This is a genomic window from Rhodopseudomonas sp. BR0C11, from assembly GCF_010820945.1.
Lineage (GTDB): Bacteria > Pseudomonadota > Alphaproteobacteria > Rhizobiales > Xanthobacteraceae > Rhodopseudomonas > Rhodopseudomonas palustris_H.
Genome location: NZ_QTKI01000089.1, coordinates 1 through 14,024 on the forward strand (window position 1 = coordinate 1; position 14,024 = coordinate 14,024).

The window sequence follows — 14,024 nt, forward strand, 5'->3', positions numbered from 1 at the left end:
GCTCGATCCGCTGACCCGCGATGCACTCGGTGAAGACTTTCGCGCGCTGCACGACCGGCTGAAGCTCACCACCGTGCTGATCACCCATGACATTACCGAAGCGTTGCTACTCGCAGACCGGATCGCGGTGGTGCACCGCGGACGGCTGCTGGCGCTCGGCAGCGCAACCGAACTTGCAGACAGCCGAGATGCCTACGTCGCTGAACTCTTGCAGACGCCACGTCGGCAGGCGCAGCGGCTCGGCGCGTTGCTGCCGCGGGACGGCGCGGCATGAGCCTGTTCGCCGATCCGCGCTGGCACGACGCGCTGAGCACTCTGCCCGATTATCTCGGCGCGCATGTTCGCGTCAGTCTGGCGGCCCTCGCGCTCGGGCTGATCGTTAGCCTGCCGCTGGCCATCTTCGCACGCCATCGTCCACTGCTCCGCGGCACCCTGCTCGGCTTTGCCGGCGTGGTGCAGACCATCCCTGGCCTTGCGCTGCTGGCGCTGTTCTATCCGCTGCTGCTGGCACTCGCGGCGTTGTCGATGAGCGTGTTCGGCGTCGGCTTCTCCGCTTTCGGCTTCCTGCCCGCGGTGCTGGCGCTGGCGCTGTATTCGATGCTGCCGGTGCTGCGCAACACCATCACCGGGCTCGATGGTGTCGACCCGGCGCTGATCGAAGCCGCCGAGGGTGTCGGGATGACCGAGCGTCAGGTGCTGATCATGGTCGAACTGCCGCTGGCGCTGCCGGTGATCATGGGCGGCATTCGTACCGCCGCGGTGTGGGTGATCGGCACTGCGACGCTGTCGACGCCGATCGGCCAGACCAGTCTCGGCAATTACATCTTCGCCGGCCTGCAGACTCAGAATTGGATTCTGGTGCTGTTCGGCTGCGCCGCCGCCGCCGTGCTGGCGCTCGCCGTCGATCAGTTGCTCGCGCTGGTGGAGATCGGTCTGCGGCGCGGCAGCCGTTGGCGGATCGGACTGGGGTCGGCGGGCATCGCCGCCATCGTGATCGCGACGTTGCTGCCGGCCACCGCGGGGCGCAGCTCCTACGTGATCGGCGCTAAGACCTTCACCGAGCAGTATGTGCTCGCCGCGTTGCTGCAGCAGCGCCTCGAGGCCAGCGGCCTGACCGCGACGACGCGCGCCGGCCTTGGCTCCAGCGTGATCTACGACGCGCTCAGAAGCGGCGACATCGACGCCTATGTGGATTACTCCGGCACGCTGTGGGCCAACCAGTTCAAACACCCCGGCATTGCCGCGCGCGATCAGGTGCTTGCCGAGCTGAAGCAGGATCTCGCCAAAGACGGCATCACCCTGCTCGGCGAACTGGGCTTCGCCAATGCCTATGCGCTGGTGATGCCGCGCGCCAAAGCCGAGGTGATGAAGATCCGTTCGATCGCCGACCTCGCCGCCCGCGCACCGTCGATGACGATCGCCGGCGACTACGAGTTCTTCTCGCGGCCGGAATGGGCCAACCTGCGCAGCGCCTATGGGCTCGCTTTCAAGACCGAACGGCAGATGCAGCCGGATTTCATGTACGCCGCCGTCGCCTCCGGCGAAGTCGATCTCATCGCCGGCTACACCTCGGACGGGCTGATCGCGAAATACGACCTCGTCGTGCTCGACGATCCGAAGCAAACGATCCCGCCCTACGACGCGGTGCTGCTGCTCGCGCCGAAGCGCGCAAACGACACTAAACTACGCACCGCCCTGCAGCGACTGCTCGATCGTATCGATATCGAAGCGATGCGCGCCGCTAACTTGCAGGCTGGATCAGGCAGCACACCGGACGCGGCGGCGCGCGCGTTGTGGGAGCGCGTAAAACCACGCTGATCAACTCGCCGAACGGAGGGGCTACGTCTTCGGCTTCAGTCCCAGCCGTTTCGCAACAATCTTGTCGATCCAGCGCGGCGGCAGCTTGGTCGACAGCCAGAACTGCAGCGGACCCGGGGTGATGACGTCGTGCGCCTTGGGTGACGGCGCGGTCAGCGCGTCATAGACGCGTTGGGCGATCGTCTCCGGCGGCAGGCCGCTTTCGTCCATCTCAGGCAACAGCGCGCGCAGCTTCTGCAGCGCCGGATAGAACGGCGAGTTCGCAAACCGCGACACGTCCTCCCGCTCGGCCTTGCCCCAGATCGGCGTTTTCACCGCGCCCGGCATGATCACCACCACGTCAATGCCGAACAGCATTAGCTCGCGCCGCAGCCCGTCCGACAGGCCGTTCAGCGCGTGCTTGGAGGCGGAGTATGCAGCCATCAGCGGATTGCCGAACTTGGCGGCGATCGACGACATCATCACGACCCGCCCCGGCTCGCCGCGCAGCGACCGGTCGGTGCCGAGCAGCGGCCCGAACGCCTGGGTCGCGAGGATCGGCCCGATCACATTGACCTCGAACTGGCGGCGGAATTCATCGGCCGGCAGATCGAGCACCGGGCCAGCCACCGCAATGCCGGCATTATTGACGAGCCCGGCAAGCGTCTCGCCGTCGAGCGCCGCGCGCACCTCGTCCGCCGCGGCCCGGACCGCGGCTTCATCCGTAACGTCGAACACCAGCGGGGTGAAGCCGGACCCCAATTCGACAATCAGCCGCTCGGCATCGCTGTGCTTCCGCACGCTGCCGAATACCCGGAATCCCTTGTCCAGCAGCATCCGCGCAATGGCATGACCGATCCCGGTGGACACGCCGGTGATGACGATAGACTTCATGGCTTGCTCCGTTCGAACGCCGGGCATTCTACCACAGCAAAACGGGACCGCGTCACCGCGATCCCGTTTATGACAGTTGGTAGAGCGCGCCGCGAGGCTAAGCGCGCGGCGCGCTGAAGCTGCGTTACCGCCCCGCTTCGGCCACCTCGCCCTTGATGACATCGCCGAAGCGCTGCCAGCGCTCGCCCTTGAAGCTCATCATCTGGAACTGATCGATCGGCGCGAAATCGGTCGGCGAGGTGTTGACGGTGACGCCCGGCAACAGGCCGTCGAGCTGCACACCCTTCATATTGGCCGCCTGCTTCATCAGGTTCTCGCGGGACAGATCGTCGCCGCACATCCTGAGCGCCTGCTCCATCGTCTGAGCGATGCTGTAGCCGGACAGCACGGTGCTTTCCATCGCCTTACCTTCGGGGATGTATTTTTCGACGAAGGCATGGAATTTCTTCATGCCCGGGTCGTCGTTCCACTGCGGATCGGTCGGGTCCTTGGCGAAAGTGGCAGACACCAGATCCTGTGCGTTCTCGAGGCCGGCCGGCTTCAGCACGGTGCCGAGCGACGACGAGGCGTTCGGCACGATGTGCAGCGGCTTCCAGCCGAGTTCGGCGACCTTCTTGATCGACTGCGCGGCAAACTTGCCGGTGGCGAACGAGAACAGCGTGTCGGCGCCGGACGCCTTCAGCTTGACGATCTGCGAGTCGATGGTGGGCTCCGCGACTTCGTAACTGGCCTCGGCGATGAGCATCGACGCCGCCTTGTCGCCCAGCCCTTCCTTCAGGCCACGAATGTAATCCTTGCCGAAATCGTCATTCTGATAGAGCACGCCGATCTTGGCGTTCGGCTTCTCCTTCAACAGATACTTGGCGTAGGCGGTGGCTTCGGCCTGATAGCTCGGCAGCCAGCCCATCGTCCACGGGAACTGCTTCGGATCGTTCCAGCGGGTGGCGCCGGTGGCGAGGAACAACTGCGGCACCTTGCGGGCGTTGAGATACTTCTGGATCGCGACGTTCGACGCAGTGCCGACGTTACCAACGATCGCCATCACCTCGTCGCTCTCGACCAGCTTGCGGGTCTGCTCGACCGTCTTCGGCGGCGAGTACGCATCGTCGTAGGAAATCACGTTGATCTTGCGGCCGTTGATGCCGCCTTCTTCGTTGATCTTCTTGAAGTACGCCGCATAGGTCTTGCCGAGGATGCCGTAAGCCGAAGCCGGACCGCTATACGGCACGGTGTTGCCGAGCTTGATCTCGGTATCGCTGGCACCGGGGCCGTACTTCTTCTGAGCAAGCGCCGGCCCTGCAGCCAGCATCGCGATCGCGGCCGCCAGGGCAGCCACGGAAGTCGTCGTCATACGCATTTTTGATCCTTCTTCTTGCGTTTCCTCGATACGGCAGGCGCCGCGCGAAGCTCTCCCGTTGACCGGGGCTGTTGTGGCGCGTCAGCGACGCGGATGTTTCAGGTTGTATTCGTTTGGGTAGCGGCCGAGCCGCCCTGCTCCGCCAGCGCGCGAACGTCGGCCGCGGCGGTTTCGACGTGGCGGCGCACCAGCGTCGCGGCCACCGCTTCGTCACGCGCCTCGATCGCAGCGACGAAAGCGCGATGATCGTCGAGCGACCGGCGGCGGATCGCGTCGGACTCGAAGTAGCGCTCCCGCCAGCGCCGGCTCATCAGCATCAGCGGCGTCAACGTCCGCACCAGAATGCGATTCTGGCCGGCGGCCACCAACGCGAGATGGAATTCGACATCCGCTTCGGCCATGTCGCCGCCGGCCTGGATCGTCGCGGCGTAGGCTTGCAGTGTCTGATGGAGCTTGGAGAGATCGGCGTCGGTCCGCCGCCGGCAGGCCAGCCGCAGCGCCTGCTCTTCGCAGATGATCCGGGCCTCGGTGACATCGCGGGTGACTTGCGGATCGAAGGTGAGCCCCAGGTCGGCTTGCAGCACCAGCGCCTCAAGCCCGCCATCCTCGACGGCGTTACGCAGATAGATGCCCGATTTCGGCCGGCGTTCGGTGATGCGCATCGCGTCCAGCACGGCCAGCGCCTCGCGCACCGAGCTGCGCGCCACCCCGAAGCGCTCCGACAGTTCCCGCTCCGACGGCAGCCGATCGCCCTTCGCCAGCCGATGATGCTGCACGAACTCCAGCGTCTTGCGTACCGTGTGGGAGGTTTCAGAGTTGAGCGGGGCTGCCATAAGTGACCCTACCAATCTGGTCAGACCAGATCAAGCAGGTGAGGCTGCGGCGGATTGCACCGGCGCCAAACGAAAAACGGGACCGCGTCGCCGCGATCCCGTTTGATGACATGTCATTGCGAGGAGCGAAGCGACGAAGCAATCCAGTCTCTGCTGGAGCTTCTGGATTGCTTCGCGGAGCCTGTCCTCGGGCCGGCCAGAGGCCGGACCCGTTGGCTCGCAATGACGCAGCAGAGGCTGCTTAGTTCTTCGACTTGTCGACCAGCGCGCCCTTCTTGATCCAGGGCATCATGTCGCGCAGCTTGGCGCCGACTTCCTCGATCGGGTGCTGCGCCAGCTTGGCGCGGGTGGCCTTGAACGAGGTCTGGTTGACCTTGTTCTCGAGCATCCAGTTGCGGGTGAAGATGCCGTTCTGAATGTCTTCCAGCACCCGCTTCATCTCCGCCTTGGTCTCGGCAGTGATGATGCGCGGACCGGTGACGTACTCGCCGTACTCCGCTGTGTTGGAGATCGAGTAGTTCATGTTGGCGATGCCGCCTTCATAGATCAGGTCGACGATCAGCTTCACTTCGTGCAGGCACTCGAAGTAGGCCATTTCCGGCGCGTAGCCGGCTTCGACCAGGGTCTCGAAACCGCCCTTGATCAGCTCGACCAGACCGCCGCACAGCACCACCTGCTCGCCGAACAGGTCGGTCTCGCATTCCTCGCGGAAGGTGGTTTCGATGATGCCGGCGCGGCCGCCGCCGATCGCCGAAGCGTACGACAGGCCGAGGTCATGGGCGTTGCCCGAGGCGTCCTTGTGGATCGCGATCAGGCAGGGCACGCCGCCGCCGCGCTGATACTCGGAGCGCACGGTGTGGCCCGGGCCCTTCGGCGCGACCATCAGCACGTCGAGGTCGGCGCGCGGCTCGATCAGGTTGAAGTGAACGTTGAGGCCGTGGGCGAACAGCAGCGCCGCGCCCTGCTTCATGTTGTCGTGCAGATGCTCGCGATAGATGTCGGCCTGCAATTCGTCCGGCGTCAGCATCATCATCACGTCGGCCCACTTGGCGGCTTCGGCGACGTCCATGACCTTGAAGCCGGCGTTCTCGGCCTTCTTGGCCGACGCCGAGCCCTTGCGCAGCGCGATCGCGACGTCCTTGACGCCCGAATCCTTCAGGTTCAGCGCGTGGGCATGGCCCTGGCTGCCATAGCCGATGACGGCGACCTTCTTGCCCTTGATCAGGTTCAGATCGGCGTCGCGATCGTAGTAAACTCGCATCCTCGTTCCTCTTTCTCGGCGGCCCGTCCCGCCCGTGCTGGTATGATCGGGCCATGCCGGCCGACCGTTGAATTGCCGCTGGTTTTTAGGGGTCCGGGTGCCCGGACACAAGCCCGCGGCGGCGATTTGTGGCGGTTAGGACAGCATGGCTGCCGCGATGCGGAAAACCGCCAATCCTACGACTTTCGGCGCTCAGCCCACCTCCGGCAGCGGCGGCCGGGCGCGGCCGAACAGCAGCATGATCGCAAGGCCCGCGACCACGATCAGCATCCCGGTGAGCCGCAGCGGCCCAAACGTCTCCCCGAACACCACGCTCGACGCCCCCGCCCCGATGAACGGCACCAGCAAAGCAAAGGGCACAACCTGGGCAGCGCTATAGGCGTGCAGCAGCCGTCCCCAGATCCAATAGCCGATGGTGGTCGAGCCCACCGACAGCGCCAGCATCGCGCCCATCACGCCGGGCGACAGATGCGTCAGCGACTGGACGATGGCCGGGCCGCCATCGCTGACCCAGGCGGCCAAGGCGAGCGGCGGCAGCGACGCCAGGCTGATCCAGGCAAACAGGTCGAGCATCGGCACGTCGCGGGCGCGGCGCAGCAACAGATTGGTGAAGGCGAAGCTGATCGGGGCGGTCATCGTTACGGCGAAGGCCAGCACGGTGAAGTCGTAGCCCACCGTCAAGCAGATCATCAGCAGACCGCAGGCGGCGACCGCAATGCCGGCCAATTGCGCCCCGGTCGGCCGCTCGCCCAGCAACAGCGCCGCGAACCCTACCGTAAACAACGCTTGGCTCTGCACGATCACCGCGGTCAATCCGGCCGGAACGCCGTGGGCGATGCCATAGGTCTGGGTGAGATACTGCCAAACCAGCAGCAGGCTGATGCCGATCCACACCGGCCACGCCAGTTTCGGTCGCGGCAGCAGCAGGCACGGCAGCGCCGTGATGGCGAAACGCAGCAGGTTGAGCAGCGACGGAGACATTTCGGTCAGCGCGTAGCGCGTGAACACGAAGCCGAGGCCCCAGATCACCGCCACCAGAACGGCGAGCGCCGTATCGGCGGGCTTCATCGTCGTTTCCGTCCCCTCGTCCGGCACCAACCGCGCCGCGTTCCCTCGGTCGTAGCTGATCCGTTCGCACCCGGTAACCCGCCCCGCACGCGGAGCTGTATCCCGCGCAACGATGCCGCAGCCGGGAACGAAACATCGGGGCATCCGGTTGGCGAATGGACGCCCGGCCAACACCCACGCCGGGCGCTACTATCGAAAGGACGATCCGGATATGACGCTGATTCCGCACAACACGCTCGTCGTCGTCGCTGATGGCCGCGGCGCCTTGCTGCTGCGCAACACCGGCAAGCCGGCCGACGTGACGCTGCGCCAGGAGCGCAAGCTCGAGCCGACCAATTTGGACGACGACGGCCCGTCGGGCTCGCGCCCCGAGGAGCAGAGCCAGAGCCAGACCGACGAAGCGACCTTCGCCAAGCAGCTCACCAACACGCTGAACAAGATGAAGCTCGACGGCGAGTTCGACCAGCTGGTGCTGGTCGCCGACCCGCAGACGCTCGGTCAGATGCGCCCGATCCTGCACAAGACCGTCGAAGCCTCGCTGATCCGCTCGCTGGCGAAGGATCTCACCAATCACCCGCTCGATCAGATCGCCGAGGCGATCGCGGCGTAGCGGTTACATCCCCTCTGCGCCGCGGCCGATCGCGGCGACGCCGGTGCGCACCACTTCGACCAGGCCGAGCGGGCGCATCAGCTCGATGAACTGATTGATCTTCGACGAGTTGCCGGTGATCTCGAACACGAAGCTCTCGGTCGAGGCGTCGATCACCCGGGCGCGGAAGGCCTCGGCGAGCCGCAGCGATTCAACGCGATGCTCGCCGACGCCGCGCAGCTTGACCATCGCAAGCTCGCGCTCGATCGAACGGCCGCTCAGCGTCATGTCGACGACGCGATACACCGGGACCATACGGTCGAGCTGGTTCTTGATCTGCTGGATCACCATCGGCGTGCCGGTGGTGACGATGGTGATCCGGGACAGGTGCTTCTGCGCCTCGGTCTCCGACACCGTGAGACTTTCGATGTTGTAGCCGCGGCCCGAGAACAACCCGATCACTCGGGCCAGAACGCCGGGCTCGTTCTGCACGATCACCGACAGCGTGTGAGTCTCGTTCGGATCGTGGCGCTCTTCCATGAAGTAAGCGGATGCGGGCTGGGTCATGTCTGTTCTCAGGTTTGAGCCGAATTATCAGTGAGCGTCATTGCCGGGCTTGACCCGGCAATCCATCATTCTTGCGAAGATCGATGGATGCGCGGGTCAAGCCCGCGCATGACGTCGTTGTTGAAGCGAAGCGCCTTGGATCACACCAGCGCCTTGCCGCCGGCGAAGGCGGCTGCGGTGGCTTCGTCGGTGGCTTCGGCCGGCAACAGCATTTCGTTGTGCGCCTTGCCCGACGGGATCATCGGGAAGCAGTTCTCCAGCGCGGCAACCCGGCAGTCGAACAGCACCGGCTTGTTCACCTTGATCATGTCCTGGATCGCGCCGTCGAGATCGGACGGCTTGATCACCTGCATGCCGACCGCGCCGTAAGCTTCAGCCAGCTTGACGAAGTCGGGCATCGCTTCGGTGTAGGAGTGCGACAGCCGGTTGCCGTGCAATAGCTGCTGCCACTGCCGAACCATGCCCATGTACTGGTTGTTCAAGATGAAGATCTTGATCGGCAGTTCGTACTGCACCGCTGTCGCCATCTCCTGGATCGTCATCTGCACCGAGGCATCGCCGGCGATGTCGACGACGAGGCTGTCGCGATGCGCCACCTGCACGCCGAGGGCTGCCGGCAGGCCGTAGCCCATGGTGCCGAGGCCGCCGGAGGTCATCCAGCGCTTCGGCTGTTCGAAGCCGTAGAACTGCGCCGCCCACATCTGATGCTGACCGACTTCGGTCGTGATGTAGGTATCACGGCCGCGGGTCGCCTCGTACAGCCGCTGGATCGCGTATTGCGGCATGATGACATCGTTGTTCTTCTTGTAGGCGAGCGAGTTGCGCGCGCGCCAGGTCGCGACCTGCTGCCACCACTGCTTGATGTCGGGCTTCTTGGCCTCGGCCTTGAAGACGCCGAGCAGATCCTCGAGCACCGTGGCGACGTCGCCGATGATCGGCACGTCGACCCGGATGTTCTTGTTGATCGACGACGGATCAATGTCGATGTGGATCTTCTTGGCGTTCGGCGCGAACGCGTCGGTACGGCCGGTGATCCGGTCGTCGAACCGCGCGCCGATGCACAGCATGACGTCGCAACCATGCATCGTCATGTTGGCTTCGTAGGTGCCGTGCATGCCCAGCATACCGAGCCAGTTCTTGCCCGAGGCCGGATAGGCGCCGAGGCCCATCAGCGTCGAGGTGATCGGGAAGTCGGTGATCTCGACCAGCTCACGCAGCAGCCGCGACGCTTCGGGGCCGGAATTGACCACGCCGCCGCCGGAATAGATCACCGGGCGCTTGGCATTCGCCAGCAGTGCCACCGCCTTGCGGATCTGAGCAGGGTCGCCCTTCTTGTTCGGCACGTAGGAGACGTGGACGTCGGCCTTGCGCGGCGGATGATAGGTGCCGGTCGCGAACTGCACGTCCTTCGGCACGTCGACCACCACCGGACCCGGACGGCCGCTGGTCGCGACGTAAAACGCCTCGTGCAGCACCTTCGGCAGATCCTCGATCCGGCGCACCAGCCAGTTGTGCTTGGTGCACGGCCGGGTGATGCCGACGGTGTCGCATTCCTGGAAGGCGTCGTTGCCGATCAGATGGGTCGGCACCTGGCCGGTGATGCACACCAGCGGGATCGAATCCATCAGCGCGTCGGCGAGCGGGGTCACCATATTGGTGGCGCCCGGCCCCGAGGTCACCAGCACCACGCCCGGCTTGCCGGTCGAGCGCGCATAGCCCTCGGCGGCATGGCCGGCGCCCTGCTCGTGGCGGACCAGAATGTGTTGGACGTCCGATTGCTGGAAGATCTCGTCATAGATCGGAAGTACTGCGCCGCCCGGATAGCCGAAGATGTGCTCGACACCGTGATCCTTCATCGCGCGGACGATCATCGCCGCACCGGTCATCTGGTTCGGATCGTGGCTATTGCTGTCGCTCATGGTTGGCTCCGGATGCGCCTTCGGGCGCTGTCGTTCGTGGTTCGGGATGGTTCAGGCAATAAAAAAGGGCCCGTCGAAGGCCCTCAGCGCACCGTCCGTTCGCGGGGTGGAGTCTATCCACCCCCGGCGGTGCGCCTGGGTACGATGACGAGAAGCAGGTCGGAAATTTTGTGTCGCATGTGGCCGGCTCGGCTTCCCAAAGGTTGCGCGGGACCATACCCCTCAAACCCTGAATGTCAAGGCGGGGGAAGACCCGTACGGATCAAACCTTAGCCGGATTTTGGGGTGGTCGCGAGCGGTAATAACAGGCAGTCGGCATGCTGCGGAGTAAGATGCGCGGGTCCGGTACGCTCCGGCTGCAGCCGTCTGCGCAGGCGCGTCGTGCCTGAACCTCCACGCCCGCCTCCCCTACCCAAGCGCGTCATTCCGGGTTCGCGCTACGCACGCCCCGGAATGACAGTGTTCAGCAACGCGTCCGCCTCCTCCGGCCTCACCCATTTGAATTCCGGCAGTTGGTGCCGAAACCAAGTGAACTGCCGTTTGGCATAATGCCGGGTGTCGGCGGCGCCGATCGCCGCGGCCTCTTCGAGGCCGATTTCGCCGCGCAGGTGCCGGATCAACGCCGGCACGCCATGGGCTTTCATCGCCGGCAGCAGCGGATCGAGCCGGCGCTCAGCCAAGGCGGCAACCTCGTCCAGTGCGCCGGCCTGCAGCATCACGGCGAATCGGGAGTCGATCCGCGCGTACAGCGCCTCGCGATCCGGGGCCAGGAATACCGCCACCACGTCGTCCGGCGGCAATAGCGGCGGCGAAGCCTGCTGGTGCCAGTCGGCCAATGGCCGACCGGTCGCCAGCACGACCTCCAGCGCCCGCGCGATTCGGGTCCGGTCGGCCGGCGCCAGCCGTGCCGCCGCCTCCGGATCGTGGCCCGCCAGCTCCGCGTGCAGCGCCTGCACCCCGTCCCGGTCGAGCCGCAGCCGCACCGCGTCGCGAACTTCGGCCGGCACCGGCGGCACCGCCGAAAGCCCCCGCGTCAGCGCCTTGAAATATAGCCCGGTCCCGCCGATCAGGATCGGCAGTTGCCCGGCCGCGCGCGCGTCGGCCAGCACCGCAGCGGCGGCCTCGACATAGGCCCCGGCGGAGAAATTCACCGCGGCATCGACCGTGCCGTAAAGGCGATGCGGCGCCAGCACCTCCTCGTCCAGTGTCGGCCGGGCGGTGATGATGCGAAGGTCGCGATACACCTGCATCGAATCGGTGTTGATGACGGTGCCGCCGCTCGCTTGTGCCAGCTTCAGCGCCAAGGCCGACTTGCCGCTGGCGGTCGGCCCTGCGATAAGCACGGCCGCCGGCCGCCGGCCGCGCCGTTCCGGACCTTCCGCTGTCATGTCGCTCGTCGCCACGCTCATCTGCAATCCGAACAATCCCGCGCTGGATTCGACCGTGATCGAGGGGGCGCGTGCGGTGCTGCCCCAGCCCAACGAAGCGGTCTGGCTGCACGACGAGATCGCCGCCGACATCTTCTTTGCCAGCACCGAAGATCCCCTGGTGCTCGCCGACCGGCTCCGCGCCGCCCGCGGCGATCTGCCGATCGACGTCGTGGTGCAGCCTGCCGCGACCCGGCGCAAGAAGCTTTTTCTCGCCGACATGGATTCGACCATGATCGGCCAGGAATGCATCGACGAACTCGCCGGCTTCGTCGGGCTGAAGGACCATGTCGCTGCGATCACCGAGCGGGCGATGCGCGGCGAGATCGAATTCGAGCCGGCGCTGCGCGAGCGCGTCGCGCTGCTCAAGGGCCTGCCGCTCGAGGTGATCGGCCAGGTGCTGGACACCCGGATCACGCTGACGCCCGGCGGCCGCGCGGTGGTGCAGACGATGCGCGCCCACGGCGCCTACACCTGTCTGGTGTCCGGCGGCTTCACCCAGTTCACCCATGTGGTGGCCGAACGACTCGGCTTTGCAGAACACCGCGCCAATGAGCTTCTCAGTCAGGACGGCAAGCTGACCGGCACGGTCGCCGAGCCGATCCTCGGCCGCGACGCCAAGCTGGCGACGCTGCTGGAGCTGCGCGAAGCCGACGATCTCGATGCGATCGACACCCTGGTGGTCGGCGATGGCGCCAATGATCTCGGCATGATCCAGGCCGCGGGTCTCGGGATCGCCTATCACGCCAAGCCTGCGGTGGCCGCAGCGGCCCACGGCCGTATCGATTTCGGCGACCTCACCGCGCTGCTCTATGCGCAGGGCTATCGGCGGGACGAATTCGTCGCCGACTGATCCCTTCCCTGTCTTGGTCCCAGGCTAACGCAGCAGCTCCCGCCGGTAGTGCTCGCGCAAGTCGGCCAGCACGATTCCCGACGCCATCATCACCGCGTGGATGTGCAGCATGAAAGCCTCGGGCGGCGAGAAGCCCTCGATGCGTGCCAACTGCGCCAGAACCGCTTCAGCTTGAGCCCCATTCTCGCCGGCCTTATCGGCGCGCAGCGCAACCGTTGTGATCCGCTGCGGGCGCAGGCTCGCGACCACCGCGCCATAAGGCCGAACACCATCGGCAATCGCATCACGCATGGCCGGCGGCAGCCGCTCCGGCACATACCAGTTCTCGGCTTCGGACAGCACACGATTGCCCCAGCGCAGCCAGACCCGGCGGCGTCGCAGCGTTTCGCCGGCCCGCGGGCTGTAACGGTCCATCGTAGCAATCCGCCGCCACCGTCTCGTCAGCGAGCAGCGTGATCGCGATCGCCTCGGCCTCATAAGGATGATGGCGCCGGCACCACGCGATCAGCGCCGCAGTCGCGGTGTCATGCTCCCGCATGACCTTCAGGAACTTGTCGACGCTGCTCACGAACTCGGCCCAGCTTTCAACGGACGTGCCACGCAACAGGCCGTGGCGTCAGCCGGGTATCGGTCTGTGGCGGTGATTCCACCATTCACCGATCCTCCAATGCGGCATCACGTCCTCTCGCCGAAACCTGCTCGCCAAGATGCGGCGCATTTGCTCGTCGCCGCCTCATGTCATCGTCAACAGCGCGTTAATCCGGATCGCGCGAACATCGTTCAAATGACGTACTTTGGCGTGCGCGATTACCTCAAAATCGTACCGATGTGGCTGCGCCACGCACCGAACTTGATCAATTGTCGAAAGGATCGGGAAGCGCTCACTTAACAGTTTGTCCAGCAACGCTGCCCATAGTCACGCTCGAAATTCCTCATCTGTGAGTTTGCGAGACATGGCAGAAGCTGTTGCTCTAGGGGCGTTCGGCAAGGTGATCTCGGTGCGCGGTTCCGGTGCGCGCGTCGGGCTGTTGCCGTCGAGCCGGCTGGTGCCCTCTGCCGTACGCGCCACCGTGGGCCGCTTCGTCAGCATCCGGACCGCGAGCTCCACCATCATCGCGATCATCACCGAGGTATCGAGCGAGAACCTTGCCGAAACCGACGAGCATATCGCGGTCGCGTCGGTCGACCTGCTCGGCGAGATCCTGCCGGGGCCGCTTCGACCGAAGTTCCAACGCGGCGTCACCAACTACCCGACCATCGGCGACTCGGTAGACCTGATCTCCAGCGACGACCTGCGCATCGTCTATGAGCCGAGCGGCTCCGACCAGATCGATGTCGGAACCCTGCAGCAGGATCCCTCGGTGATCGCCTATGTCGACATCGAAGAAATGCTGTCGAAGCATTTCGCCGTGCTCGGCTCGACCGGCGTCGGCAAATCCACCGGCGTGTCGCTGCTGCT

13 protein-coding genes and 1 pseudogene are annotated in these 14,024 nt (G+C 65.4%); 5 read left to right on the forward strand and 9 right to left on the reverse strand.

Annotated features, from left to right (window positions below; all coding sequences use genetic code 11):
• Together DYI24_RS09660 and DYI24_RS09665 are read left to right on the forward strand one after the other, a co-directional pair.
• A pseudogene (locus DYI24_RS09660) lies at positions 1–274 on the forward strand (ABC transporter ATP-binding protein); the annotation flags it as partial.
• Entirely contained in the window at positions 271–1,818 is a 1,548-nt protein-coding gene (locus DYI24_RS09665) for an ABC transporter permease/substrate-binding protein (RefSeq protein WP_164572135.1), read from the forward strand. The pseudogene DYI24_RS09660 and the gene DYI24_RS09665, both read left to right, overlap by 4 nt.
• Before the next feature lie 21 nt (positions 1,819–1,839).
• Here DYI24_RS09665 and DYI24_RS09670 read toward each other — a convergent pair whose 3' ends face one another.
• The 5 genes from DYI24_RS09670 to DYI24_RS09690 form a co-directional block, all read right to left on the reverse strand.
• On the reverse strand, positions 1,840–2,691 hold the full coding sequence (locus tag DYI24_RS09670; RefSeq protein WP_164572136.1) for an SDR family oxidoreductase: 852 nt from the start codon (positions 2,689–2,691) through the stop codon (positions 1,840–1,842).
• Between the two features lie 124 nt (positions 2,692–2,815).
• On the reverse strand, positions 2,816–4,048 hold the full coding sequence (locus DYI24_RS09675) for an ABC transporter substrate-binding protein (RefSeq protein ID WP_107343986.1): 1,233 nt from the start codon (positions 4,046–4,048) through the stop codon (positions 2,816–2,818).
• 98 nt (positions 4,049–4,146) lie between these two features.
• Complete coding sequence (locus DYI24_RS09680; RefSeq protein ID WP_164572137.1) at positions 4,147–4,881, reverse strand: FadR/GntR family transcriptional regulator; 735 nt, start codon at positions 4,879–4,881, stop codon at positions 4,147–4,149.
• Between the two features lie 241 nt (positions 4,882–5,122).
• The gene (gene ilvC, locus DYI24_RS09685) at positions 5,123–6,142 is read right to left on the reverse strand and encodes a ketol-acid reductoisomerase (RefSeq protein ID WP_107343984.1); all 1,020 of its coding nucleotides are present in this window, start codon (positions 6,140–6,142) and stop codon (positions 5,123–5,125) included.
• Positions 6,143–6,334: 192 nt separating this feature from the next.
• Positions 6,335–7,210: an EamA family transporter gene (locus tag DYI24_RS09690; RefSeq protein ID WP_164572138.1), complete on the reverse strand. Its 876-nt coding sequence runs from the start codon at positions 7,208–7,210 to the stop codon at positions 6,335–6,337.
• A gap of 211 nt (positions 7,211–7,421) precedes the next feature.
• On the opposite strand from DYI24_RS09690, the gene DYI24_RS09695 reads away from it, so the two are divergent.
• Positions 7,422–7,820, forward strand: a complete 399-nt coding sequence (locus DYI24_RS09695; RefSeq protein WP_107346539.1) for a host attachment family protein — start codon at positions 7,422–7,424, stop codon at positions 7,818–7,820.
• A 3-nt stretch (positions 7,821–7,823) separates the two neighbouring features.
• On the opposite strand, the gene ilvN is transcribed toward DYI24_RS09695, so the two are convergent.
• The 3 genes from ilvN to miaA form a co-directional block, all read right to left on the reverse strand.
• Complete coding sequence (gene ilvN / locus DYI24_RS09700) at positions 7,824–8,366, reverse strand: acetolactate synthase small subunit (protein WP_107343983.1); 543 nt, start codon at positions 8,364–8,366, stop codon at positions 7,824–7,826.
• A 140-nt stretch (positions 8,367–8,506) separates the two neighbouring features.
• Positions 8,507–10,285 carry an acetolactate synthase 3 large subunit gene (locus DYI24_RS09705; RefSeq protein ID WP_164572139.1) on the reverse strand — a complete coding sequence of 593 codons (1,779 nt, stop codon included), beginning with the start codon at positions 10,283–10,285 and terminating at the stop codon, positions 8,507–8,509.
• A 437-nt stretch (positions 10,286–10,722) separates the two neighbouring features.
• Positions 10,723–11,673 (reverse strand): tRNA (adenosine(37)-N6)-dimethylallyltransferase MiaA, encoded by a 951-nt coding sequence (gene miaA / locus DYI24_RS09710; RefSeq protein WP_164572142.1) that lies wholly within the window; start codon positions 11,671–11,673, stop codon positions 10,723–10,725.
• Between miaA and serB the strand changes: the two genes are divergently transcribed.
• The gene (serB, locus tag DYI24_RS09715; RefSeq protein WP_164572140.1) at positions 11,672–12,565 is read left to right on the forward strand and encodes a phosphoserine phosphatase SerB; all 894 of its coding nucleotides are present in this window, start codon (positions 11,672–11,674) and stop codon (positions 12,563–12,565) included. The two genes, miaA and serB, sit on opposite strands and share 2 nt — an antisense overlap.
• A 24-nt stretch (positions 12,566–12,589) precedes the next feature.
• On the opposite strand, the gene DYI24_RS09720 is transcribed toward serB, so the two are convergent.
• Positions 12,590–12,979 carry a hypothetical protein gene (locus DYI24_RS09720; RefSeq protein WP_246701211.1) on the reverse strand — a complete coding sequence of 130 codons (390 nt, stop codon included), beginning with the start codon at positions 12,977–12,979 and terminating at the stop codon, positions 12,590–12,592.
• A gap of 539 nt (positions 12,980–13,518) precedes the next feature.
• On the opposite strand from DYI24_RS09720, the gene DYI24_RS09725 reads away from it, so the two are divergent.
• The coding region (locus tag DYI24_RS09725) for a helicase HerA domain-containing protein (RefSeq protein ID WP_164572141.1) at positions 13,519–14,024 on the forward strand (506 nt) is incomplete at its 3' end.

What these genes read in the sequence shown, in the direction of transcription:
- DYI24_RS09665 (WP_164572135.1), top strand. Translation starts at nt 271, where the DNA reads ATGAGCCTGTTCGCCGATCCGCGCTGGCACGACGCGCTGAGCACTCTG.
- DYI24_RS09670 (WP_164572136.1), bottom strand. Translation starts at nt 2,691, where the DNA reads ATGAAGTCTATCGTCATCACCGGCGTGTCCACCGGGATCGGTCATGCC.
- DYI24_RS09675 (WP_107343986.1), bottom strand. Translation starts at nt 4,048, where the DNA reads ATGCGTATGACGACGACTTCCGTGGCTGCCCTGGCGGCCGCGATCGCG.
- DYI24_RS09680 (WP_164572137.1), bottom strand. Translation starts at nt 4,881, where the DNA reads ATGGCAGCCCCGCTCAACTCTGAAACCTCCCACACGGTACGCAAGACG.
- ilvC (WP_107343984.1), bottom strand. Translation starts at nt 6,142, where the DNA reads ATGCGAGTTTACTACGATCGCGACGCCGATCTGAACCTGATCAAGGGC.
- DYI24_RS09690 (WP_164572138.1), bottom strand. Translation starts at nt 7,210, where the DNA reads ATGAAGCCCGCCGATACGGCGCTCGCCGTTCTGGTGGCGGTGATCTGG.
- DYI24_RS09695 (WP_107346539.1), top strand. Translation starts at nt 7,422, where the DNA reads ATGACGCTGATTCCGCACAACACGCTCGTCGTCGTCGCTGATGGCCGC.
- ilvN (WP_107343983.1), bottom strand. Translation starts at nt 8,366, where the DNA reads ATGACCCAGCCCGCATCCGCTTACTTCATGGAAGAGCGCCACGATCCG.
- DYI24_RS09705 (WP_164572139.1), bottom strand. Translation starts at nt 10,285, where the DNA reads ATGAGCGACAGCAATAGCCACGATCCGAACCAGATGACCGGTGCGGCG.
- serB (WP_164572140.1), top strand. Translation starts at nt 11,672, where the DNA reads ATGTCGCTCGTCGCCACGCTCATCTGCAATCCGAACAATCCCGCGCTG.
- miaA (WP_164572142.1), bottom strand. Translation starts at nt 11,673, where the DNA reads ATGACAGCGGAAGGTCCGGAACGGCGCGGCCGGCGGCCGGCGGCCGTG.
- DYI24_RS09720 (WP_246701211.1), bottom strand. Translation starts at nt 12,979, where the DNA reads ATGGACCGTTACAGCCCGCGGGCCGGCGAAACGCTGCGACGCCGCCGG.